The following is a 24,581-nucleotide window of genomic DNA, read 5'->3' on the forward strand; positions in this document are numbered from 1 at the left end:
GATAACGCTAATGATGCAATGGAAAACGATGGTCTGGGCAGCCAGCATGGCGACGCTTTTAGGAGGAACCGCCCTTGCCGATGACAAACCGTTTGCCGGGGTCGAGCTGAAAATGCTTGGCATAGGCGATACGTCTGTCACCCGTGTCGCGCCAATCGTCGGCGAATTCGAAAAACAGACGGGAATAAAGGTTCATATCGATCAGCTCCCGTATCCCGGCCTCATCGACAAGATTGTCGTCGAGGCGAGCTCGAGCAGCCCGACATATCAACTGCTTTGGATCGACAGCCCGTGGGTTGGTCTTTTGGGTGAAGCAGGGGCGTTGGAGGACATGACGGCGCGCGCCAAGCGCGATGCCAAGGAGATCGGGCTGGATGACATCATTCCAGTCCAACTGCAGGAAAACACCTGGCAGGGCAAGCTACTCGCTTTCCCGGCTTCAGGCATGATCTGGATGCAGCAGTATCGAGCCGATCTGCTTGAGAACCCTGATGAGCAGGCCAACTTCAAGAAGAAGTATGGCTACGACTTGGCGCCTGCCAAGACATGGGCTCAATACCGCGACATCGCGGAGTTCTTCACACGCAAGAAAGGTGAGCTTGCCGGCGGAAAGCCGCTCGATTTCGACCTCTATGGTGCGAGCCAATCCTATAGCCGTGTCCAGGGTGCTATCACGCACGACTATTTCCCGTTCATGCGCTCATTCGGCGGTGACTACTGGGACCCAAAGACCGGCCTGTGCGCCATGACGAGCGACGCGCATGTCAAGGCTGCGGAATACATGAAGTCCCTCATTCCGTTCAACCCGCCAGATTACCTTGGCCTGATGTGGGATATCCAGTCGGGCTTCATGGAGCGCGGCGAAGCTGCCGAGGCGGCCTACTGGAGTGTGCGTTCGGTACGCCTGACGAACCCCAAGGAAGCGACGCTTGCGACAATCGGCAAGGCGGGTTTTGCACAAAGCCCTGTATCTGACGCGGGGCCTCAGCCAACCTATACCGGCACCCTTGGCTTCGCCATAAATGCCAAGTCTTCGGACAAGGAGAAGGATGCCGCATGGGAGTTCATCAAGTGGGCGACCAGCGAAAAAATCATGAGGCGGTTCGCTGACGAGGGCAGTGGCGTCAGCCAGTTCCGCAAGTCGATCCTGTCTGACCCGGCGCTGCAGAAAAAATATCCCTACTACAAGGTGCTTCTCGACAGCCAGGTCAATGCTCGCCGCCGCATATTCCATCCCTTCTATCAGGATATGGAAGAGAATTTCGGTGTCGAGCTGAGCAAGTATATGGCAGGTGAAACGCCGACGGCCCTGGAAGCGCTCTCCAACGCTTGCAATGCGGTCAACTCGCGGCTTTCGATCTTTCCGCTGGAACAGCGTCTGCGCTGGATTCAGGACGTACCGGCCGAGGTTCTTGCGAAGTAATTCTGGTCTGCCCGCCCCGACCTTCGCGGGGGGGGCGGGTTCCGTCGAATGGGCGCAGGGAGGAATACCCTTATGAGCCACACTGCCAGCCGTAACAACAGAATCGCGCTGATCTTTCTTTTGCCAGCCGTGCTCATTCTGTTCGTCACGACCATTTATCCGATGGTCTACGCATTGTGGCTGAGCTTTCGCAACTACGACCTCTCCAAGCCCTTCATCCCACGAATTTTCGTCGGGGTTACCAACTATGTTGAGATTCTGACGTCGCAAGCATTCTTCCATGCCCTGCTGACGACGTTCAAGCTGATGGCGATGACGCTGTCCGTACAGCTTGTGCTTGGGGTGGGGATTGCCCTGCTCGTGACCCAGAAATTGCCCGGCATGGCTGTGGTAAGGACATTGCTGCTCATCCCAATGATGATTTCGCCGGTCGTCGTTGGATTGGTCTGGCTCTTCCTCTATTTTCCCGAGCTTGGCTATCTCAACTATTTCATCGGTCTTGTTGGCATAGGCCCAATACCCTGGATCACCAGCACCCGCTGGGCGCTCACAGCCATAGCGATCGCCGATATCTGGCAGTGGACGCCCTTCATCATGATGGGCACCGCTGCCGCTTTGCAGAGCCTTTCGCCAGAACCTTATGAGGCCGCACGCATAGACGGCAATTCGCGCTGGGATGTGTTCCGCTATGTGACATTGCCGCAGCTCAAGCCTGTTCTCATAAGCTTGCTGTTCCTGCGTGCCATCGACGCCTTCAAGATTTACGACATTATCTACGTGCTGACAAAAGGCGGGCCGGGCGACGCGACCGAAGTCATGTCGCTTTACATCTATCGGCAGAGTTTCACCTTTTGGCGCATGGGCGTCGGGGCGGCTGCGTCATTCGTGTCGCTCATCATCATCACGGTACTGATCACTTTCTTTTTCAAGTCGATGCAGCGCAGCCAGGCCACCCAGGCGCGGTGAGGGAAAAAATCGCCATGACATCGAGTGCTCGCGAAAAGATCTTCATCTACCTGCTGCTTGGGGTCGTGCTCATTTTGTTCATGACGCCGATCTATCTGATCCTGGTGTCCTCACTGAAGCCCGCGGCGCTCATGTTCTCCAGGCCGCCAGCCTTCATCTTCACCCCGACACTCGACAACTACTATGACCTCTTCGCGATGCGGCCGTTTCACCTGCAAATCCTGAACAGCCTGATCGTGGCGCTCGGCTCGACCGCTTTCAGTCTGACGGTGGGGACGCTCGCCGCCTATGCAGTCTCGCGCATCAAGAGCAAATGGATCAACGATGTAGCGTTCTGGATCCTCTCGATGCGCATGTTTCCGCCCATCGCGGTCGTCGTTCCCTACTACATCATCTTCCAGTCGCTCGGCCTGCTCGACACGCCGCTGGCGCTGATAATCGTCTACTCAACTTTCAACATCCCGCTCACCGTCTGGCTCATGAAGGGGTTTTTCGACGAGGTGCCGGAGGCGCTGGAGGAGGCAGCCCAGGTGGACGGTCACGGTGTGTTCGCGACCTTTCTTCACGTCACCCTTCCGCTGACGGCTCCCGGGCTCGCCGTATCCGCGGTCTTCTGTTTCATCTTCTCATGGAACGAGTTTCTGTTCGCGCTGATGCTGACTGGATCGAAGGCCCAGACTGTGACGGTGGCGGTTATGTCGTTCTGGTCGAGCGATGCAGTCCAGTGGGGCCGCATCATGGCGGGCTCTTTGGTCGTCCTCATTCCAGGCGTGATTTTTGTGCTGACCTGCCAGCGTTGGCTCGTGAAGGGGCTGACCATGGGGTCGGTCAAGGGATGAGCGCGATCCCGAAAATTAATTCTAGAGGAGGACGTCAATGTCATCGGTGACGTTGCGAAATGTGGTCAAGCGATACGGCCAAGTCGAAGTTGTGCATGGTATCGACCTGGCCGTCGAGGAGGGGGAGTTCGTCGTCCTGCTTGGCCCCTCAGGCTGCGGCAAGACAACCACGCTTCGCATGGTCGCCGGGCTTGAGGACATTTCCGGCGGCGACCTTGAGATCGCGGGCCGTCGGGTAAACGATGTCCCGCCAAAGGACCGGCAGATCGCGATGGTCTTCCAGAACTATGCGCTCTACCCGCATATGACGGTCCGGCAGAACATGGAGTTCGCGCTGAAGCCGCAAAAGCTCTCCCAGAATGAAGCAGAAGGTCGCGTCAGCGAAGCCGCGCGCATTCTCGGGCTTGAACCGCTACTGGCGCGGAAACCGTCACAACTTTCAGGTGGCCAGCGGCAGCGCGTCGCCATGGCGCGCGCCATGGTGCGAACGCCGAAAGTTTTCCTGTTCGACGAGCCGCTTTCCAACCTTGACGCAAAGCTGCGCACGCAGGTGCGTCTGGAGATCGCAAAGCTGCACAAACGCCTTGGTACCACCGTCCTTTATGTCACTCATGACCAGATCGAGGCGATGACATTGGCCGACAAGATCGTCATCATGAAGGATGGTCACATAGAGCAGATCGGGTCGCCAGAGGAGGTCTTCTCGCTGCCGCGCAATCTGTTCGTCGCAAGCTTCATCGGCAGCCCCGCGATGAACCTCATGCCGGGTGTCGTCGCGGCTGCTGGCGGGGAGGCAGTTCTTACCTGCGGATCATTGCAGATCCCGGCGCCCAAAGCTCTGGGTCAAGCCCTGAAAACGGCGCAGCAGGTCACTGTTGGCGTCCGACCATCTGACATCCGGTTGGTGAATGGCGACGCCGCGACGACCTCGTATGACGCATCTATAGAGGTCGTCGAATACCTCGGCACAGAGGCGCTGCTGAACCTCAACGCAGGCGGGCAAGCTCTTGTGGTGCAGGTCCCTGCTTCGGCCAGGCCCACCGCCGGCCAGGAAAACGTCCGCATCGCCTTTGATCCCGATCGACTGCACTTTTTCGACACGCAAAGCGGGCAGGCCATTCGGCCCTGAGATCGCGGTCTCATTCCAATCTATTGGAGGACACTATGGGACGAGAGATCGTCTTCACCGGGAAGCGCAAGTTTGAACTAGCAGACTACGACGATGGTCCAATCGCGCCACATGAAGTACAGGGCCGTACATTGGTAACTTTGGTGAGCCCCGGCACCGAACTTGCGTGGGCCGATGGTGGCGATTTCCCGCTTCGTCCCGGCTATGCCGCTGTGTTCGAGGCCGAGGAGATCGGTTCTGCCGTCTCCGGTATCAAGCCGGGCGATCGGCTGCTATGCATGGGCGCCCACCGGTCCACGCAGAAGTTCGATACGCGTTACGTTGTTAAGCTTCCTGTCGGTATGGCACCTGAGACGGCGGTGGTGGCCCGCCTGATGGGGGTGACGATGACCACCTTGATGACCACGACGGCGCGAGCTGGCGACAAGGTCATCATCTGCGGCGCGGGCCCGGTCGGCTATCTGGCGGCGCACCAGTGTCGGATCGCCGGTTATGAGGTAACCCTTGTCGAGCCGGACGAAAGACGGCGGGCTCAAGCAATACGCTCAGGCATCGTCAACACGCTCGCCACGATGCCGGTGGGCGATCCGGAGTATGTCGGCTCGGTCGCCTTGGTGATCGATTGCTCGGGACATGAACAGGCGGTGCTCGACGGCTGCAAAGTTGTGCGCAGGCGCGGCGAAGTCGTGTTGGTCGGTGTGCCGTGGAAGGCCAATACGGCCATTCTGGCCCAAGAGATACTCCACGCGATATTCTTCAATTTCGTCGTTTTACGCAGTGGCTGGGAATGGGAAGTTCCGCTCCTCAGCCGTGCCTTCGTGTGGGAGGAACTTTACGAGGGGTACAACAATGCCTCCCACAGCACCTTCACCGGCTTGGCCAAGGCGCTAAAATGGTTATCGGAACGCCGTATCCCGGTCGATGGCCTGGTCCGTAGCTTGAATCCCATTGACCCGGCTGCTGTCTATGGCGCGCTGCTAAATAGAGAGATTGATGAACCGTTCGTGGTGCTCGATTGGAGCGGTGCCAATTGAAGGGGCGGTATCAATCGCCTCTTGCAGCATAGGGTGACAAGCTGCGACCGTAACAGCCAGAGCGCTTGCGTTCGCCTTTCGAAACCTTCAACGCCCCGTCTATCTTGGACTCGAGCACCTCTGCATCACCGCACGGATCAGGTGCACGGTGTCTTTTGCATATCCAGTTCACACCAAAGCACGCCATTAAGGGGCGCGTGCTAGTCAAACTCCGGGCATCACTGCCAGAACCGGTGGGTCCTGCGCCTCTATCCGATGAACATGGATCATTTCAGTCGTGATCGTCGCGACGTCGAATTGTGGCGTCAGTGCTATAAAGCGAAGATCAGGGCTGGCGAGATCCGGAACGATGTGATGGCAGGTCCCGGCTGAGATAGTGAACGGAATCCCTTCCCACTGACCGGCCATCGCAACGTGGGCATGCCCGCAAAAGATATGACGGACGCCGCCATGGGCGTGCAGTAAGGGCATCACATCTCTCGGGTTACTTAGAAGAATGTTGCGAAAAGTCGGTAATCCGATTGAAAGGAAAGGGTAGTGGGTAAAGATCACAACGCTCTTGCCGGCGGCCCCCTCAAGCGTGCTCTTTAGCCAGCCTAGCCTTTTATCACAGAGCCGGCCCTGAGGTGCCCCCGGCTCAGGTGTGTCGAGATAGATTAGCCGGGTTCCCTCAAGATCATCGAAGCTCTGAATGAAGCCATTGTCGTCAATCGGGGTTTCGGGAAATGCTCTACGGAAATTTTCGCGGTTGTCGTGGTTGCCGATCAACAATCGCGTTGGGACGGGAAAGTTGTCGAGCCTGTCCCGTAAGGTCCGGTAGGCTTCCGGTTCGCCGCCATCGGTAAGATCACCGCTGATGACGCACAAATCCGCATCACTGAACTCAGCCTCTATTTTGCGCAGCACAACCTCTAGCCGCTGCGTTGGGTCAAGGGTGAAGAGCAAATTACCAGGCCCTACGAGGTGTGTATCTGTCACGTGAATGATGCGCATTGGATGTTCCCTAGGTAATGAGTAAACCGCGCCCTAAAATCCGTTCTCGGACACGCGGATCTGTATTTTAATATCGGATGGCCGTGCAGAAGCGGCCCGTTCGAAGGCGAGAACGCCGTCGGCGAAATCATACGTGTCGGTTATCAGTGGTTTGAGATCGACTTTGCCGGACGCGATAAGAGACAGTGCGCGGTCGAAAACGTTGGCATACCGCATCACAGTCTCTATCGGCACTTCTTTGCAAATGGCGGCATGTGTATCAAACGTGACGGGTTTGACAGGCAGCCCTACCAGCACCACAGCCCCACCAGGACGAACTATGTCGAAAATGGCATCAAATGCTTTATGGGCGCCGCTTGCTTCGAATACGATGTCGGCGCCCCAGCCCTCTGTTTCATGCTCGATGACAGATACCAACGATTCATCTGCAGCGTTGACGGCGTATATGCCTGGATATTGACCGGCAATTGCAAGCTTTTCGGAACTGAAGTCAAAAATGTAAACCCGACGGCAGCCTCCCGCCATGGCGGCGAGCGCGGTCATGATGCCAATCGGGCCACTGCCAATAACCGCAGCCACATCACCAGGAACTATCCGGGCCCGTGCCGCTGCCTGAAGGCCTATGGCGAACGGTTCGACCATCGCTCCCTCGGCAAAGGAAACTGAGCTGGGCAATCTGTAGGTGAAGGCCGCAGGGTGGACGATAAGGGGTGTCAGAATTCCATGCACAGGAGGGGTAGCCCAGAAGGCAACCGCCGGATCCACATTGTAGCGCCCGAGTTTTGATGCCCGCGATGACAAATTGGGAACGCCTGGCTCCATGCACACACGATTGCCAACGAGACGGTTCTTGACCCGAGATCCAACGTCAACGACCGTCCCGGACGCCTTATGTCCCAGTACCATCGGCTCAATCAATCGAAAGCTGCCAATGCCGCCATGAGTATAGTAATGGACGTCGCTTCCACAAATTCCGACGGTGTGGACTGCAATTTTCACATCGTCCGGGCCCAAGTCTAGTGGCAGGTCAATCTCACGAAGAGATAATTCGCCTTGTCGCTCAACAATCAATGCTTTCATGGGCTTATCTTATGGGCTTTAGGCCGTTGAGCTACTCGATTAACGTGGTTGCTCGCAAATTGCTGAAGCAAAGGCACCCGTTCAAGTTTCCATTTTTGCTTGAAGTGAAGTGCGCACAGAAAGGTAATGTGCCAAGAAGAGCCGCATGTCGCAGCGCGCTCGCACGGCTCATCTTGCTGGCTTAACTTCGGCGCCTTGTCTAGGATCGCCCTCTTGCTTCATCACAGTAGCCCGAGTGGTTCGAACGACTCACCACGTTTTCAGTCAATGGACTATAACTTCACGCAATCGCATGTCAATGGACTTATATTCCATAGGAAAAAAAAGGGATTCCTGATGGGTTTCGTGCGTTCAAGAAATGGCGGATTCTTTGCGAGCGATCGTCGCTGCAGATACCAGAACCTCGATGACGAAGAGGTGCGTAAAAGCAGGCGTCAGCGCCCCGCCTGTCAGGGGAGATACGATTGACGCAGCTAGCAGGATCAAATCCGCGGCGCCAACCAGGGGACTTTCCGGGCGACTGGTTATTGCCGCAGTAAACGCTCCGGCACTCTGGGCTCGTCGAAGGGCGGTCACCGTGTCTCTCGTCAAACCGGTTTCAGATATCGCGATGGCGACACAATTGCCGTCAAGTCCGTGAGCGACCTCAGCTCCAAAGGTTGGATCGCTGATTGCAAAAGCATGTATGCCGAGCCGCAGTAGCCGAGCGGCAAGCAGGGAGGCGAGGATGCCCGAGAACCCCCCACCATACACGTCCACTCGTTTCGCTTTCAAAAGACGGGTCGCCAACACCTCAACGTTGCTGAAGTTTAGAAGCGACCTGTTCTCTTGGATGGCGGCAATGAGATTGTCGCCCAGTTCGTCGGACAATTTGCGGCTAGCATCGGGTGCCGGTGACCTGATTGGACGCGTGGCCAACTCACCAGCCAAAGCCAGCTTGAAATCCTGAAATCCTTCGAAACCAACGGTGCGGCAAAACCTGATTACGCTTGCCTGGCCGCTCTTTGAGAACGACGCAACTTGAGCCGCTGACTGATGAACGATTAATTCCGGGTTTCCGATCACATATTTTGCAATGCGCATCAATGCGAGTGGGAGCTGGGGCATATGAGCCCGGATCATGGGAAGCACGCTTCTCGCCTGGCTCATTTCGTTTCTCACGCCAAGGAATTTCAACTCAAAATCGCGAATCGTCGAACGTCTATAAAGGACCTTTGAGTGAGCCGCAACGAGCGTCAAAAAAAAGCAAGGTTCACAACGGTGTGACGTAAAAGAAGAAAATCGCTAATAGTTGCGCTCTACTAAATTGCTTTTTGGCGTCGAGGATTTTGTCGGCCTTCGTCAGCAGCTTCGACACAGGCGGGCTCCCGATACCACCTCAGCATGGCTGGCTTTCGGCTTACGCTGACGAGAGTGTAGCCCGTCCCGTTCGAGTCGACCCGCCGGTTAATCGACGATATCCGCAACCCGTCTTTCAATGGTGGGCGCCCGCCCTTCGTACCGGAAAAAAAGCCCCCGCCACAAACGCTCAAGCGAACGTCCGCCTGCCGGCGCAGCGTTGATTTAAGTGGGTGGAATAAAAATCCATTGACAGATCACACGATGGAGTTATGTTCTACGGGATTGTAGCGGCCGGCAGAGCGGTACCCGAATATCTGCATGGAGTGACGGTAGGATGAACCAGGGTCACACTCTTAAACGCCTTCAGCCGTCAGACGCCGGCGCGTTCCACGACTTACGTCTGATCGGTCTACAGCTGCATCCTGGATTTTTCGGTTCATCCTATCACGAGGAAGCAGAACGGCCTCTGGAGTGGTTTGAGGCTAAGCTGAGCAACAGCATTGTCATAGGCGCTCAGACGACAACCCTCCATCTGAGTGGCATCATAGCGGCCAAGCGTATGCAACCAGCCAAGCAACGCCACAAGGGGTCCGTCTGGGAGTATTCATCCGGCCCGAATCTCAAGGTTGCGGGCTGGGCGGTGCATTGATGAACATGCTTCTCGCACGATGCAAAGGGGTGATTGAAGAGTTGCGCCTTTACGGTTGCGGAGACAAACGCCGCGGCACGCCGCCTTTATTTGAGAAATGGCTTCTCTGATTTCGATGTCTAGGAGCGTTCTCTAATATCCATAGTAATTGTGTCGCAGAGCATCACATTATGAAGAAGGTTGGAGCCAAGTGTCTACAAGCGTCTTGGATATAAAAAGGAATACAAGGTTGGTTGGCGAAACGGACAACACCGCGATAGATGCTAATGGCCTGGTAAAATCATTCGGAGCACATCAGGTGCTCGGCGAGATCAACCTAAAGGTCAGGCCCGGCGAATTTCTTACACTGGTGGGGCCATCGGGCTGCGGAAAATCCACCCTATTGCGGCTGATTGCCGGTCTGGAGACTGCTACCAAGGGCCATATTTCAATCGGCGGGCGCGATGTAACAAAAGCCCCCCCCAAGCAACGCGATGTGGCAATGGTTTTCCAGAACTATGCCCTTTACCCGCACTTGACTGTGGCACAAAACATAGCGGTGCCGTTGCGCATGAGAAGGCTCGGCCGCCTGCAGAGACTCCCGGTGATCGGGTCGCTGATGCCAGGGGCATCGGAGAAACTGGCTGAAATCAGAAACGAGGTGGAGGCCGCTGCAAAGTCGCTTGCGATCGAACATCTGTTGACCCGAAAGCCGGCTCAGTTGTCTGGGGGGCAGCGTCAGCGCGTTGCTCTTGGCCGCGCGATCGTTCGCAAACCGCAGGTTTTTCTCCTGGATGAGCCACTTTCGAACCTAGACGCGCAGCTGCGTGTTCATATGCGCAGCGAGTTGGTTCAGTTGCACCGGCGGCTGGGTGTAACCCTAATATATGTAACGCATGATCAGGCAGAGGCTATGACTATGTCGAGCCGGATTGCCGTTATGTTCGCTGGGAAGATTCTTCAAATCGGAACACCTGACGCCGTATATGACAATCCGGACCATCTAAAGGTCGCGCAGTTCATTTCGAACCCCGGCCTTAACACTCTGCCGCTTGCCGCAATCCTTGGCGGGCCACGAGGCCGGCAGATTGCTGATGGAATTGGATCGATCGCCGCAAGCGCTCCTGGAATGACTGTCGGTTTCCGTCCTGAGGCCTGTTCTCTAGCTGCGTCGGCGACAAACGCAGATCTATCTGGCCGTGTGCTTCTCTGTGAGCGTTTCGGCGCAGAAGCGTTCGTGCACGTCATGCTGGACGAGGCGCGGCTCATCATCGTGCGGGTTGAGCCACACCAGGCGGCGGTTCTTTCGCCGGATGCTGTGGTGAATGTCCAGATAAATCCCACGCAGGTCTTCGTTTTCGGAGCCGATGGCCTGCGGGTACGCGATCAAAGGCGGGCCGCAGCATGAGCGTAAATACGGCAGCAAGTCGCGCAAGCCCGAGATTTGATTTTCTCTCCGTGCCGACGCTGGTGATGCCAGCCACCATCCTCCTTCTTACTTTTTCCCTATTGCCATCCGCCGTTGTCGTCCTTCTCTCCTTTACAGATTACGAGCTCGGAATGCCGGGGTTGCATTTCGTGGGCATCGGAAATTATTCGGAAATGGTGTCAGATCACATCTTCTGGCAGTCAATCCGAAATACTGCCCTCTATGTGGCGATCGTCGTGCCTGGATCGATCTTTATGGCGCTGTTAGTCGCTTTACTCCTTGAGCGAAGACGTTTCATAACCCGCTTTTATAAAGTCGCGTATTTTCTACCGGTAACAGCAACGTTGGTTGCGATGGCAACCGTCTGGGAATTTATCTTACATCCGAATATTGGACTGGCTAACCATCTGTTGAAAAGCTTTGGAGTTGAACCTGTCCGGTTCCTCGCTGATCCGAATTGGGCGATGGTGTCGCTGGCCGTCATTGGCATTTGGCAGTCGGTCGGATTCAATGTCATTCTTTTCCTCGCAGGACTCGGTTCGATCCCACGCGAGATAGATGAGGCGGCGGCGCTCGACGGAGCCGACGGTGGACTTGATCGCTTCCTCACCGTCACATGGCCGTTGCTCGGGCCGACCACTCTGTTCGTAACACTAACCACGGCAATTAACTCGCTGCGCATCTTCGAATCCGTAGCAGTAATTACCCAGGGCGGTCCTGATAAATCGACAGATGTGATTCTCTACTCGATCTATTTGGAGGCCTTCCGATATTTTCGGACAGGATACGCGTCGGCTCTAACCGTTGTTTTCTTGGCAGTGACAGTAACGTTGATCCTGCTTCAAATGCGCGTCTCCGATAGAAAGGTTCACTACTAATGGTACAGAACCGATCCTTCCTCGTTAGTGTCCTAGCTCATTCAATCCTACTCGCTGGCGCCGCTTTCATGCTGATGCCATTCGTGTGGATGGTCATTACCTCATTCAAAACACCTGATGAGGTCTTTCTGGCAGACTTTCATCTTCTCCCGACAAAATGGGGTGCGACGCAGAACTATATCGCGGCCTTCACCGAGGCTCCGTTGGTAAAGTTGATGCTAAATGGCGCGTTCGTGTCGCTGTGCATTCTGGTCATCCAAGTCGCGATCGCAGCACCTTGCGCTTATGCACTTGCCAAGATTCCGTTCCGTGGAAGTGGCATTCTAATGTCATTGGTCTTGCTGGGATTGATGATCCCCATCCAGGTGCCCGCCCTGCCAATTTACATCGCCTTTGCCTATGTTGGTCTCTTAGACACATACACCGCGCTAATCGTTCCGTTTTCCATATCGGTGTTTTGCATATTTTTGCTACGGCAGTTCTTCAAGACGTTTCCGCAGGAAATCATAGAAGCGGCACGACTGGATGGTTACTCCGAATTGGGGATCGTCTGGCTTATAGTTGTTCCCTCTTCGTGGCCGGCAATTGCCGCCTTCTCGATTTTCTCGGTCGTAGGTCACTGGAACGACCTGTACTGGCCATTGATCGTCATAACGGACCCAAATCTTGCGACGCCGCCCCTTGGACTGATGATGTTCCGACAGTCCAGCCAAGCGGGCGGAAATATCGGAGCGCTTATGGCGGCGGGCACCATCGTCGTCGCGCCTCTGGTTTTAGCATTCCTGTTTGCCCAAGCACAGTTCATCCGCGGGCTTACAGTCACTGGTCTAAAATAGCCCTCAAACACAAAGGTGGAATGTCGTGAAACATTTTAGTTGGATTTCTCTCGCCTTCGGATCTCTTGTCGCCTTTCCCGCGCTCGCGCAAACAGAACTCAAGGTTCAGTTTGCTTACCCATCTCATCAAGCGTTTCACCAGGCGATCGCTGACGAATTCATGGCTAAGCACCCGGACGTTAAGATTACCTTCCGGGCTCCTGCATCTGACTATGAGGAAGCGCTGCAGACCGTGATCCGTCAATCGATCACTAAGGATCTCCCGGACGTCTTTGTATCCGGATTGCAGAAGGTTTCTGAACTTTCGGAACGAAAGATTGCTGTTTCCCTGGATCCCTTCATCAAAGCTGAGCCCGAGTTTGCTGGGATGGGTTATTCGGATCGTCTGCTTGCCCTTGGAAAGGTGAGCGGCACACAATACGGCATCGCCTATGCGACCTCGACCCCAATTGTATTCTTCAATACGGATCTTGTTAAAAGAGCGGGCGGCGATCCGAACAAGCTTCCTACTGACTGGGACAGCCTCATAAAGCTAGCCGGAGACATCTCCGCACTCGGCGGCGTAGACGGAATGTACTACGACATCGACGACGATGACTGGATGTTCCAGAACCTGATCTACAACCAGGGAGGCGAACTCATGGCGCCGGACGGCAAAGACATTGCCTTCGATGGCCCTGAAGGAAAGGCGGCAATCACGCTATTCAAGCGGTTCTTCACGGAGGGAAAGCAAAAAGCGATTGAGTCGCGCGCTGCTCGGCAACAATTCGTAGCAGGTACCTTGGGGATGTACTTCACGTCGCCGTCGATCATCAGCACCTTTGAGAAACAAATCGGCAGTAAGTTTGTGATGAAGACGTCGACCATGCCGCTCGCGAATCCTGAAAAGGGTAGGGTTCCTACAGCCGGGATGGCTGCTGTTATCACCACGCAGGATCCTGAGAAGCAAAAGGCCGCGTGGGAATACATCAAGTTTGCTACCGGGCCGGTGGGCCAGTCGATCGTGACCAAGGCAACAGGGTATATGCCTGCAAACACGAAAGCTCTTGAACCAGCCTACCTTGGTGAATTCCTCAAAGTTCATCCTAACTGGGAAACCAGCTCGCGGCAGATCCCGATTGCCAGGAAGTTGACTGCGTGGCCCGGCCAGAACGGTGTGAAGATTGCCCAAAACATTCTAGACAGCTTGACGCGGATTGCGGAAGGAGCTGATGCGCTCAAGACGCTCGATAGCATGGCGGCAGAAACCCGTGCGCTACTGCCAAAATAGCTAATCAAGGTGCCTCGCTGATGGCGCATCTTTCTCGCAGCGGACCCGCATCTAGGAAAAATGGCTCAAAGGTCGGCTTTGCTCCGTTGGACCTGGATGAGATGATTCCGTAGATCGAAGCGGACTATGCGGATCTGGACCTATGCGTCATCAACGGGGTCTTGCCAATTCCCAATCTCCTGTAGCTAAAACGGCTGCGGGAGCGACTCGAACCTTCCAGTCGATACCCGGTAGATCGTCGGCATTCCGGTGAGCGGCATATCTTTGAAATGACGCAAGTTCCGGTCGATCCGAACGGCTTTGTACGAAGCCACCACGATACTGAAGATTGACGGATAATCTATCTCGACACGCTGGAAGATGTCGCACCGCGGGCGATTACGTCCCCGGTGCGACGATCACGTTCCTGGCTCATCGGATTGAAGAACAAGAACGACCGGTCCTTGCCGCCTGCAAAGGGTGGCTAAACCAGAAAGAAAAACGTTAAAAGATGTCAAACTCCCAATTCCCCAACCCAAAACTTGTCATCTTCGATTGCGATGGCGTTTTGATTGATAGCGAGTTTCTTGGCTGCAAAGTCGTCTCGGAAGCACTTGCGACTATCGGCCATCACATTACTGTCGAGGAAGTCGTCCGTCGGTTCACCGGTATCAGTTTCAATGAAATGTGCCGAATTCTCCGCGAGGAGAAAGGTATCAATCCCCCGCCGGAGCTGGAAGATTTAATCAAGAAAAATGTTCAAGCTGCATTCGAAACCGATCTCAAGGCCATCGAGGGTGCCGCAGATTTCGTCTCCCAACTTGGCATTCCCTATTGCGTCGCCTCAAGCAGTGCTCCATCGAAGCTTCGTTTGGGCCTGGAGATAACCGGTCTTCTACATGCTTTCGAGCCAAATGTGTTCAGCGCGACGCTCGTTCCCAATGGGAAGCCTGCACCGGATATTTTTCTCTATGCTGCAAAACAGATGGGGGTCGCTCCTGGCGATGCCATCGTTGTCGAGGACAGCATTGCCGGGGTAACCGCCGGCGTGAGTGCCGGGATGCGTGTGATAGGTTTCGTCGGCGGCAGTCATTGTGGGCCCGATCACGCAGCTATGCTGAGGCAAGCAGGTGCGCTGATGGTGGTTTCGGATCTTGCAGAAATCTTTCCTCAGCTGAATCTTATGCCCCGCCCCCAGAAAGCATCGCTGGAAAGCTGAGATGTCATCCACGCCTGTAAAACCTATTAAAACGGCGGTGGTGGGTGCTGGTATATGGGGTGCCAACCACGCACTCGCCCTGAACTCCCATGCGCCCGCCGAACTTACCGTCATATGCGATGTGGACGAGTCGCGTGCAAAGGCTGCCGCGGATCGCTTCGGCTGCGGATGGTCAACGAGCCTGGACGAGGTGCTTGCATCCGATGTTGAGGTTGTGACGATTGCAACGCCCGACCATCTCCATCTCGTTCCGGCCGTGGCTGCCTTGCTTGCCGGAAAGCATGTCTTGATCGAAAAGCCGATCGCCACGGCTGTCTGGGACGCGAAGGCAATTCTCGACGCCGAACAAGCAGGTGGCGGAATGTTGATGGTCAACTTCCATGCGAGGTGGCACCCGCTGTTCATGGGCGCAAAAAGTTATGCCGAGAGCGGCAAGCTTGGAAAGCCGGTCATGGGCTATGCCCGGTTAAGCGACACGATCTGGGTGCCCACCAAGATGCTAGGCTGGGGGGCTCGCACCGGTCCAGAATGGTTTCTCATGCCGCATATGATGGACGTTGTGCGCTGGCTGATCCAGGAGGAACCGCGCGAGGTCTACGCAAAAGGTTCACGGGGCGTGCTTCAGGATCGCGGCGTCGATAGCTTCGATACCATCCAATCAATGATAACTTTCCACAATGACGCCGTATTCACTTTTGAGAGCTCTTGGATATTGCCCGAGAGCTATTCGAATGTTGTCGACCAGCGCCTGACACTCTACGGTACTGACGGCGGCCTTGACCTGAGAAACGAGCCAAATCTCTGGGTCTACACGGACAAGTTCCACACGCCGTCCTCATCGGAGGGCCTGACCCGCTATGGGAAAGCGTGGGGATTCCAGTACGAGCCCATCAAGTATTTTATAGATTGCGTCGCCACCGGCACACGCCCTGAGGCAACCGGATTTGACGGCCTTGTCGTCACGGCGATGATCGAGGCGACCCTGAGGAGTATCGCGGAAAATCGTCCTGTTATGATGGATGAGGTCCTTGGGGACGCTACGCGGTGGAGTTCTCGCAAACGGTTTGACTCGTGATGGAATTAAGATCCACGCAGTTGGTGCATTAAGATAATCGCCAGTCTCGTTTTCTCAAGGCTCCGCGAGTTTCTTTCAATCGTGCGCAACTGGTTCAGCCTATCGAACGGTTGAAGCTGAGCCGCTTTGCTACTGCGGCCCAGGCTTTGTCTACTCGGTCATGGTTGGTGACGTGAAATGCCAGATAGCGCTCATCGGCGGTTCCTCCCAAGATGCCAAGGTCCGTACTCCCGGGACCGAAGCGTGCCGCCGATGCGAAGGGCGCCCTTGAGCAAGGCGCCCTTCATCCTACCCCATCATGAAGTGATGCCGCCCGATAGGTGGCTATGAGGAGCAGCACCGCACCTGCACCGCCCATTGGGGCGTGGCGTTTTTCAGCGGGTCGGAAATCGAGGGCAAAGTAAGATGTTGGATTTGGTAGGCTCGGTCGCCCTGCTTCTTTGGGGGCTTCGCATGGTGAAGACCGGGATCAGCCGGGCGCTCGGCGCTCGGCTGCGCCGCTGGATCGCGGCCGGGACGCGCAACCGGCTGATGGCGTTCGGCGTCGGCCTGACTGCCACCGTCGCATTGCAGAGCAGCACCGCTACCGCATTGATGACCGCCGCTTTCGCAGCCAGTGGTTTTATGAGCTCGGCGATGGCCCAGGCCATTATGCTTGGCGCGAACGTGGGCACCAGTGTGGTCACCCGCATCCTTGCCTCCGACATCAATTGGCTAGCGCCCCTGCTAGTTGCGGTCGGCGTCATCATATTTAACTTCACCCACGCCAGGTCGCTCAAGGGTATTGCTCGCGCCATCCTCGGTCTCGGCCTAATGCTGTTGTCGCTGCATCTGCTTGGCCAGGCGACCGAGCCGATGCGGCATTCGCACGTGCTGCTGGCCTTGATGGCATCCCTGGAAGCTGTCCCGCTGCTCGCCGTCATAGTCGCGGCCGTGCTGGCAATCGCCTCGTCATCGAGTCTGGCGGTGGTCCTTTTTGCCATGTCCCTGGCCGCTAGCGGAACGGTTGAACCCGGTCTTGGCGTCGCGCTCGTGCTAGGCGCCAACCTCGGTGGCGCGGTGCCCCCGGTGATTGCCACACTTGGGCAAGGTCCCTTCGCCCGACGCGTGACTGTCGGCAATCTCTTTGTCCGGCTTATCGGCGTTTGCATTGCGTTGCCCTTCGCCGAACAGGCTGCGTACGTCCTTCCGAGCATCAGCAATAACCCCGCCCAGCTTCTTGTTGATGCTCACATTGCTTTCAATCTGGTTCTCGCAGCGGTCATGCTGCCGATGCTCAGACCGTTCTCCTTGTTGATGCGTCGCATCTTGCCGGAAGCCGTATTGCCTAACGGCGGGCCGCGTCATCTCGATGCCGGCATTCTGGATAAACCAGCCATGGCGCTCGCTGCTGCTGCCCGCGAGACGCTGCGCATTGGTGATTGCGTTGCTTCCATGCTTACAACCAACCTCGAAGCTTTGAAAAAGAACGACACCAAGCGCGGCGCCGGTATCGCCGTCATGGACGAAGAGGTCGGTCGCCTCAACAGCGCGGTTAAGCTTTATCTCGCCATGCTCAACCGCACGGCCCTTGCCGACAAGGACGAACATCGGTCCGCCGAGATCATCTCGTATGCCATCAACCTCGGCCACGTCGGCGACATCGTTGACCGGAACCTTCGCCACTTGGTCGAGAAGAAAATTAGGGACCAGCTCACCTTCTCCGCCGAAGGCGCCTATGAGATCGAGGAATTCTACGCCGTTACGATCGAGAATCTGCGCGTCGCGCAAAGCATTCTGGTTTCAGGTGATATGCAACTTGCTCGCCGCCTCGTGGAATCCAAACTAAAAATCCGCAATCTCGAAGAGCGTTCGGCCACCAACCACATGAGGCGTCTGCGGGACGGCCAGCTCGAGAGCGTGCAGACGAGTTCAGTTCATCTCGATATGCTGCGCGACCTCAAACGCATCAATGCCCATATCGCAGCAATCGCATATCCGATCCTCAAGGAGGCCGGAGTGCTGCGGGAATCCCGTCTGGTATAAGGAGATTGGCGTGAGGTGCCGAGTCGCCCCATGGGCCTCGTGCTTCGGTCGAAGGCAGAGCAGATGGGGAGTCCAGCGCGGCTGCGGCGCGTTGTTGCGGCGAAGCTGGACGATATCGCCGCAGGCTCCCGAGATTGGCGGACAGGAATCTGCATTACCGACGACCGGCAGACCGCGGACTGTCCTGGGTCGGAACAAGAGCAGTGCGAAATAGTACGCGGCCTTTGTCAACCAAGGACCGCATTCCCTTGCTGCACACGGTGTTTCAATGGGTTCTTTGGACATGATCCATGAATGCTCCAGCGGCGATTGCCCGTTGCAGTTCACGAGACGATCCATACCCCACTGCCGCAATCAGATAAGGGCTTGACCTCGGTACGGCTCGCCGCGATCCTCGAGTAAGCCAGCCGACGCTTTGGCGGATGGTCACGCACTAGGCCTGATGGTGACGCGGGAAACCAGCTCGACTGCACGGTTGAGATCGACCATTTCCATCTCTGGGGAAGCCCCCAAAGCGGCCGGACAACCCACCTCCGGGACGGGGTCGGAAAGTCAGGCGGATACGGAGAAGGCGCCGGTCACGGCCGTGGTGCAGCGGCCGACCGACATCACGCCTTGCGCTCCGGCCGGTGACGCGCGTGCCGCGGTCGTGTCCGGTCGTTCAGCGCGAATAAGCGAACGCGTCATTGAAGCGCAGATCGAATCGAGAGCTCATTTGATATGCGATGAGTGGAAGCATTCAGTATGTTCGCCATGCCATCCACGTAATCGGTGGAGAGCTTAAACTCCCGCCTCCGCCCGTACCCGCAGGAAAAGTAATGTGGGCGGTATGCTGGACCGTCGATCTGCTTGGCCTCAGGGCTCTTGGCGCCACCATCTTCAAAAGGCGACTGCGGCGACCGCAAGGCTAAGCTTCCGCGATTTTGGGTTGCAGCATCACTTGAAGTCCTTTTCCGTCCGCTGTCGGATATTCACGAGCGATGACGCTGCTGCCCGTCGTCGGCGCAGTGTGGTGTACGAGTACGCCGCTCGAAGAAATTAGCATAACGTCGAAAGTCGGCTCCGCTTCAATGAACTCAGTGACTTCGCCTTCGAGGCTAAGGGCGATGCGGTGAGCTACGCCGCGATTGCAGCTATAGGGGATGCCGTTCCAAGAGCCGGACGTTGTCAAGTGCAGGTGTCCAAACGCCAGGTGGAGCGGCTTATTTGTAGTGATCTGTTCGAGAAAGGGTCCCGGATTTTCTAGAATCATCTGTTGGAACATCCTCACCCCCACCGAAAACGGCGGGTGATGGATGAAAGCAACCGACCGGCGGCCGGTTGCCGCCCCGTCCTGAAGCATTCCCTCGAACCACTCAAGGCGTGAGTTGCAAATTTGCCCTAAGCCAGCATGGTTGTCATGAAGGCTGTCGAGGAATATCAGTCTGATGTCGCTGAAATCCGCCGTGGATTGAATGAACCCAAACGCATCGACGGGCACATCGGGAAACACGCGCCGAAAATTCTTTCGATTGTCATGATTGCCGAGCAGGAGTCGGTAGGGGATCTTCAGCTCACTCACAATATCAGCAAAGGCCCGGTAGGACTCTTCATCGCCGCGATCCGTCAGATCGCCGGTAATGACACAGAGAGCGGCGTCTTCGTGACTCCCGTTGATGGCATGGACAACCTGTCTGAGCCGCTCGTGGGGATCGAGTCCCACCACGAGCTCACCAACGGGTCCGACATGGGTGTCGCTTACATGGATTATTTTCAGCATCTGTAATGACCTTCGAGGTGGCGAACCTGTGGAGCGGGGAGGGGCGCACGCTCGACCCCGCTCTTGGATTGCTATCGCTTAATGATGGCTTCGGTCGACTGGACCATTTCCTTAAGACCGTCTGCTGGCGAAACATCGCCAGTTCCGATCCGGAACAGAACCTCCGACTGCGCCTTCCAAACCTTGACGCTTTTGACGTTAGGGTAGCCAAACCAGGCAACAGCAATCGGCCACTGCGTGAGACTGGTTTTCCATTCGGGGTGTGAAGCGTAAAATTCGCCCAGATGTTCAGTCTCCAGCGCCTGCTTGTTCGTTGGCATGTAGCCAGATCCAAGGACCGTGAGCTTTTGACCCGCAGGACTGGTCAGGAACTTTACGAACTCCCAGGCCGCCTTCTGCTTTTCGGGATCTTGGGTCAGGATCGTGGCGAAATTTCCGCCGGTTGGAACGTGACCGTCTTTCGCTCCCATCGGGAAAGTGCCTGTGACCAACTTGAACTTACCGCCGATGGCCTCGTCCATGGTGCGAATGTCACCGGTCGAACCAATGAAAATTCCGAGCTTGCCGGCGGCGAACTGCGCCTGCCCGGCATCTTCGTCGATCCATGGCATTCCAACCTCGGCAACCAGACGACGGACAGTGGTTGCCGCTTTCAGGCCCGCCCCGTCACCATAGGTAACCTTTGTCCTGTCCGGGCTCATCATTGAGCCCCCATAGCTGTAGACCATGGCCTGCCAAAACCAGTCGCCCAAAGCCAGGTTGATCTGCATTCCATCGACATCGCTGTTGGCCGCTTTGACCTTCTTTGCCGCTTCGATGAACTCATCCCAAGTCTTGGGAAGTTTCTGGGGATCTAGACCAGCCTTTTCCATAAGGTCATCGTTGAAGTACGCAATAGGGGTCGACGCATTAAACGGCAGACCCCACTGGTGGCCGTCAATGCGTCCAAGCTCCAGGACGTTGGTGTCGTAATTCTTGTCGATCCAGGCCTGCCCCTCCTTACCGAAGAAGGGCGTCATGTCGGCGATCTGCTTGCGCGGGGCTAGGGTCGACACTAGATCATTCAACAGGTTCATCCCGGAGAAGAAGACATCTGGCGTCTCGCCGGTCATGGCCTCGCGGGTAACGGCCAGATGACCTTCATAATAGTCTGCCGCCGGGGCACGGAACTTGATCTTGATGTCTGGGTGTTCCTTCATGAACGCATCAGCGAGCGGCTGATAGAAGCGCTCGCGGAAGGATCCGTAAGCATGCACAACCTCCAATGTAGTTTCGGCGCGCGCCGGGGCGGTGCCAATTCCCGCGACAACCGTTAAGCCGGCAGCCATCAAAAACGTTAAAGTCTGTCTCATTGCGAAATTCCTTTTCGCTGGGTTGATTGAGATACTTGTCTGTGTCCGATTGGCCGCTTGGCAGCCGCAGATGCCAGCCAAAGAACCGCTTGATCGAAACCTCGAAGTCACTTCACTCCGGTCATCGTCACCCCCTCGACAAAATACCGCCGCGCCAAAAGAAAGAGACCAATCAGCGGCAGGGTGATGATAGTCGCGGCAGCCATCAGCGGCCCGTAGCTGGCGCCTTCTGCCGACTGGAAGTTCAAGAGGCCAAGGGGCGCAGTCATCTTGTCGGTCACATTGATGACGATCAGAGGCCAATAAAGATCGTTCCAGTGAGCGGTTACAGAGAATACCGAGAAGGCCGCGATTGCCGGTACGGCGCTGGGAACCACAAGGCGCAGCACGATCTCAATTTCCGTGAAGCCGTCGATCCTGGCAGCGTTTATGATCTCCTGGGGAAATGTCAGGAAGTGCTGGCGAAAGAGGAAGATCGCGAAGGCCGAAAAGAACCAGGGGAACATCAGCGCAAAATAGCTATTGAGCAGCCCGAGTTTTGCGAGCGCAATGTAAAGGGGTAGAGCGGGGACTTGCACCGGGACGCATAATGCGAACAGCACAAGGCCGAACAACAACCGTTGCCCACGAAACTTCATTTGCGCAAGCGCGTAAGCTGCACCGATTGAGGTGATAAGCTGCACGCTAAGTACCCCGAACACCACAACCAGGCTGTTGAACATGAAGAGGCCCATCGGAGCTGCGGTCAGCGCCTTGCCGAAATTCTCGGCAGCGTGAAGCTTCGCCGGATCGAGCGAGAACGGTTCGGAAAAAATGTCCGCTGGGTTCTTCACCGCTGCGAGAAGCATCCAGACGAACGGAAGGAGGATCACAGCGGCCAAAAGCAGCAACAGCCCATGTTTGGCAGCTCCGAGCAGCAATGCTGAGGGCACGCGGGTTTTCTGCACGGACACTTGGGTCTTGAGCGGTCTCATGAGTAATGCACTCCCCTCGCTGCAAAGATTTGCACCACTGAGATCGCCATCATGATGATCAGAAATACGACGGTCAGCGCAGACGCATACCCGGTCTCGAAATATTGGAAGCTCGCTTGGTAGAGTTGATAGAGAAGGACTTCGGTCGATCCCCCCGGTCCGCCATGGGTTATGACCGCGACAGTATCGAAGACCTGAAAAGCGGTGATCGACGAGGTGATTGTCACGAATACGGTCGTGGGACCCAGCATCGGCCAGGTCACGCGAAACAACCGGTCCCAAAAGCCATCGGCACCGTCGATTGCAGCAGCCTGATAAAGATCGCGCGGGATTCCCGTAAGCCCGGCCAGAAACAGGATCATATTGAAGCCGACCAGGTGCCAAACACCGATCGCGGCAAGCGCGAAAATTGCAATCGAAGGATTGTTAAAGAAGTCGACGCGTGGAAAGCCAAGCGCGGCGATCAGTTCGTTGACGGGGCCGATACGGCTGTGGAGCATGAATTTCCACACAAGCCCCAAAGCCACCATGGTGCTCGCGACCGGCAGGAAGAAGATGACCTCGTAAACGCGTCTCAAGCGGCCACTGTCGTGGACTAAGATTGCAAGAATCAAACCAAGCAACACTGAAATCGACACCACTACGGTAACGTAGAGAGCTGTGTTCGAAAGAGCATTTACAAAGCCTTTGTCGTGAAAAAGTTCGCCGTAATTGCGCATTCCAACCCCAGACCATTCTGTTGCTCCCAGGGTGTAATCGGTAAAGCTCAAAGCGGTTACGACGGCTATGGGAGCCAAAATAACAACGGCAAGAAGTGCTGCGGCCGGCAGCGCGAACAGATAGGCGAGGTTAATTCCGATAATCTTCTGGGGCCGACCGTGGGCCTTGCGAGTGGGTTGAGAAATCTGAAAGGATGTCACGACACCACCTCAAGCCGTTTGGAGTCGTGTATTTTTTCGGTTCGCACTCGAGAGCCAGTGGAATCGAACACAAGGAAATGCTGCGCCGACAATCTTACTCTGATTACATCGGGTTCGCTGGAGCTCTCCTGGATTGCAGACCATTCACGCTGCGCTAACCTCGCAGTCACTTCAGTCTGCTTGCCATCACCGATGTAAAGGTGAAGAATAACTTCGTTGCCCAAGTTCTCTATCAGACGGATCCGCCCCTCATGAGGGGAACAAGCGCTACGCAGTTTCGTCTGAGCGGCCACCACTACGTCTTCGGGCCGTATCCCAATTTGTGCCTGATCTCCCGGCATCAAATCCGTTTTCAAGTTCTGGCTTTCTCCAAACAGCCGGAGCTCACCTTGGTGAACAATGTCAGCCGGGAGAATATTAATCGGCGGTGATCCAATGAAACGCGCGACGCGAATATCTGCCGGTGCCGCATAGATCTCCGCCGGCGTGGCGACCTGAACGATCGCACCGTCCATCATCACAGCGATCCTGTCCGACATGGTCATTGCTTCGACCTGGTCATGCGTGACGTAGACGAAGGTGGCCTTTAAGCGTCGTTGCAGTTCGACGAGTTCGGTGCGCACCTGCGTTCTGAGGGCCGCATCTAGGTTGGAGAGCGGCTCGTCCATCAGGAACACACCGGGTTGGCGGACCATCGCGCGTCCGAGCGCGACACGCTGGCGCTGTCCGCCTGACAACTCGCTTGGCTTGCGCTCAAGAAGCGCTTCAATGCCGAGCGTCTTGGATACCTCTCCAACTGCCGTGCTTATCTGCCGGCGTTTGGCGCTGGTGCCAGGGACCAGGCCGCCAATCACCGGCATCCGTGCCGCGAACGGCAAGTTTGCCATAATTAACGGCATCGCCAGGTTGTCCCGAACGCGCATATGCGGGTAAAGTGCATAGGACTGGAACACCATTGCAATATTGCGTTTGCTGGGGCGGAGCTGGTTCGCTATCTCGCCCCCTATCTCGATCAATCCACCATCCGGTTGGTCAAGTCCGGCAAGAATTTTCAGCAACGTCGACTTACCGCAACCGGACGGTCCAACGAGGGTCATGAACTCGCCGGCATCAACTGCCAAATCAATGCCCTTAAGCACTTGGCTGCTGCCATAGCCTTTGGAAATTTTTGATAGCCTAAGCGCAGTTCCTGTCATGTCGTTCTCCTCAATGTCGGGCCTCCATAGTGGAGTTTCTTATCATTGATGTGACAATAGGCGGATTTTTTCTCCATTGTAAAGATGGCAAGCCGCTCCATCTCGTGCGAAGTTAAAGCTGCCTCGCGGCTTCGATCTCGAAACGCTGGTCTATTTCCTCCGTTTTGTCTCCGAAGATGATGAGGGGCAGTAGCCTTGAACGCTTGCCTGTTCCGATTGATGATTGGAGAGTTCCC

Annotated in this window: 21 protein-coding genes and 1 pseudogene; 14 read left to right on the forward strand and 8 right to left on the reverse strand. The window is 56.1% G+C overall.

Annotated elements, in window-relative coordinates:
* The first annotated feature begins 10 nt into the window (after positions 1 to 10).
* From LB569_RS10820 to LB569_RS10840, 5 genes are all read left to right on the forward strand, one after another.
* Positions 11 to 1,423 (forward strand): extracellular solute-binding protein, encoded by a 1,413-nt coding sequence (locus LB569_RS10820; RefSeq protein ID WP_224692225.1) that lies wholly within the window; start codon positions 11 to 13, stop codon positions 1,421 to 1,423.
* A 72-nt stretch (positions 1,424 to 1,495) separates the two neighbouring features.
* Positions 1,496 to 2,389 carry a carbohydrate ABC transporter permease gene (locus LB569_RS10825; protein WP_224692226.1) on the forward strand — a complete coding sequence of 298 codons (894 nt, stop codon included), beginning with the start codon at positions 1,496 to 1,498 and terminating at the stop codon, positions 2,387 to 2,389.
* 14 nt (positions 2,390 to 2,403) lie between these two features.
* A complete protein-coding gene (locus LB569_RS10830; RefSeq protein ID WP_224692227.1) occupies positions 2,404 to 3,228 on the forward strand; it encodes a carbohydrate ABC transporter permease in 825 nt (274 codons plus the stop codon).
* A 37-nt stretch (positions 3,229 to 3,265) separates the two neighbouring features.
* Entirely contained in the window at positions 3,266 to 4,357 is a 1,092-nt protein-coding gene (locus tag LB569_RS10835; RefSeq protein ID WP_224692228.1) for an ABC transporter ATP-binding protein, read from the forward strand.
* A 35-nt stretch (positions 4,358 to 4,392) separates the two neighbouring features.
* Positions 4,393 to 5,391: a zinc-binding dehydrogenase gene (locus tag LB569_RS10840; protein WP_224692229.1), complete on the forward strand. Its 999-nt coding sequence runs from the start codon at positions 4,393 to 4,395 to the stop codon at positions 5,389 to 5,391.
* Between the two features lie 204 nt (positions 5,392 to 5,595).
* On the opposite strand, the gene LB569_RS10845 is transcribed toward LB569_RS10840, so the two are convergent.
* From LB569_RS10845 to LB569_RS10855, 3 genes are all read right to left on the reverse strand, one after another.
* Entirely contained in the window at positions 5,596 to 6,384 is a 789-nt protein-coding gene (locus LB569_RS10845) for a phosphodiesterase (protein ID WP_224692230.1), read from the reverse strand.
* Positions 6,385 to 6,417: 33 nt separating this feature from the next.
* Positions 6,418 to 7,464: an NAD(P)-dependent alcohol dehydrogenase gene (locus LB569_RS10850; protein ID WP_224692231.1), complete on the reverse strand. Its 1,047-nt coding sequence runs from the start codon at positions 7,462 to 7,464 to the stop codon at positions 6,418 to 6,420.
* 351 nt (positions 7,465 to 7,815) lie between these two features.
* The gene (locus tag LB569_RS10855) at positions 7,816 to 8,613 is read right to left on the reverse strand and encodes a MurR/RpiR family transcriptional regulator (protein WP_224692232.1); all 798 of its coding nucleotides are present in this window, start codon (positions 8,611 to 8,613) and stop codon (positions 7,816 to 7,818) included.
* Between the two features lie 526 nt (positions 8,614 to 9,139).
* Here LB569_RS10855 and LB569_RS10860 point away from each other — a divergent pair.
* From LB569_RS10860 to LB569_RS10900, 9 genes and pseudogenes are all read left to right on the forward strand, one after another.
* Positions 9,140 to 9,454, forward strand: coding sequence for a hypothetical protein (locus LB569_RS10860; RefSeq protein ID WP_224692233.1), 315 nt, complete (start codon positions 9,140 to 9,142; stop codon positions 9,452 to 9,454).
* Between the two features lie 229 nt (positions 9,455 to 9,683).
* Complete coding sequence (locus LB569_RS10865; protein ID WP_224692234.1) at positions 9,684 to 10,841, forward strand: ABC transporter ATP-binding protein; 1,158 nt, start codon at positions 9,684 to 9,686, stop codon at positions 10,839 to 10,841.
* Positions 10,838 to 11,740, forward strand: coding sequence for a carbohydrate ABC transporter permease (locus LB569_RS10870; RefSeq protein ID WP_224692235.1), 903 nt, complete (start codon positions 10,838 to 10,840; stop codon positions 11,738 to 11,740). Before LB569_RS10865 ends, LB569_RS10870 begins: the two co-directional genes overlap by 4 nt.
* Complete coding sequence (locus LB569_RS10875) at positions 11,740 to 12,576, forward strand: carbohydrate ABC transporter permease (RefSeq protein ID WP_224692236.1); 837 nt, start codon at positions 11,740 to 11,742, stop codon at positions 12,574 to 12,576. Before LB569_RS10870 ends, LB569_RS10875 begins: the two co-directional genes overlap by 1 nt.
* A 25-nt stretch (positions 12,577 to 12,601) precedes the next feature.
* Complete coding sequence (locus tag LB569_RS10880) at positions 12,602 to 13,846, forward strand: ABC transporter substrate-binding protein (protein WP_224692237.1); 1,245 nt, start codon at positions 12,602 to 12,604, stop codon at positions 13,844 to 13,846.
* Between the two features lie 490 nt (positions 13,847 to 14,336).
* Positions 14,337 to 15,044: an HAD family hydrolase gene (locus LB569_RS10885; protein ID WP_224692238.1), complete on the forward strand. Its 708-nt coding sequence runs from the start codon at positions 14,337 to 14,339 to the stop codon at positions 15,042 to 15,044.
* A 1-nt stretch (position 15,045) separates the two neighbouring features.
* Positions 15,046 to 16,119 (forward strand): Gfo/Idh/MocA family protein, encoded by a 1,074-nt coding sequence (locus LB569_RS10890; RefSeq protein WP_224692239.1) that lies wholly within the window; start codon positions 15,046 to 15,048, stop codon positions 16,117 to 16,119.
* Between the two features lie 405 nt (positions 16,120 to 16,524).
* Positions 16,525 to 18,144 (forward strand): Na/Pi cotransporter family protein, encoded by a 1,620-nt coding sequence (locus LB569_RS10895; RefSeq protein WP_224692240.1) that lies wholly within the window; start codon positions 16,525 to 16,527, stop codon positions 18,142 to 18,144.
* A 244-nt stretch (positions 18,145 to 18,388) separates the two neighbouring features.
* Positions 18,389 to 18,874: pseudogene (locus LB569_RS10900) on the forward strand (IS1595 family transposase); the annotation flags it as partial.
* Between the two features lie 177 nt (positions 18,875 to 19,051).
* Here LB569_RS10900 and LB569_RS10905 read toward each other — a convergent pair.
* The 5 genes from LB569_RS10905 to LB569_RS10925 form a co-directional block, all read right to left on the reverse strand.
* Positions 19,052 to 19,903: a metallophosphoesterase gene (locus LB569_RS10905; RefSeq protein WP_224692241.1), complete on the reverse strand. Its 852-nt coding sequence runs from the start codon at positions 19,901 to 19,903 to the stop codon at positions 19,052 to 19,054.
* A 71-nt stretch (positions 19,904 to 19,974) separates the two neighbouring features.
* Entirely contained in the window at positions 19,975 to 21,255 is a 1,281-nt protein-coding gene (locus LB569_RS10910; protein ID WP_224692242.1) for an ABC transporter substrate-binding protein, read from the reverse strand.
* 107 nt (positions 21,256 to 21,362) lie between these two features.
* Positions 21,363 to 22,229 carry a carbohydrate ABC transporter permease gene (locus LB569_RS10915; RefSeq protein WP_224692243.1) on the reverse strand — a complete coding sequence of 289 codons (867 nt, stop codon included), beginning with the start codon at positions 22,227 to 22,229 and terminating at the stop codon, positions 21,363 to 21,365.
* Positions 22,226 to 23,149 (reverse strand): carbohydrate ABC transporter permease, encoded by a 924-nt coding sequence (locus LB569_RS10920; protein ID WP_224692244.1) that lies wholly within the window; start codon positions 23,147 to 23,149, stop codon positions 22,226 to 22,228. The genes LB569_RS10915 and LB569_RS10920 overlap by 4 nt, the downstream gene beginning before the upstream one ends.
* Positions 23,146 to 24,345 (reverse strand): ABC transporter ATP-binding protein, encoded by a 1,200-nt coding sequence (locus LB569_RS10925; RefSeq protein ID WP_224692245.1) that lies wholly within the window; start codon positions 24,343 to 24,345, stop codon positions 23,146 to 23,148. Before LB569_RS10925 ends, LB569_RS10920 begins: the two co-directional genes overlap by 4 nt.
* Between the last annotated feature and the right edge of the window lie 236 nt (positions 24,346 to 24,581).

Origin of the sequence: Mesorhizobium sp. BH1-1-4 (assembly GCF_020165665.1) — a bacterium.
Lineage (GTDB): Bacteria > Pseudomonadota > Alphaproteobacteria > Rhizobiales > Rhizobiaceae > Mesorhizobium.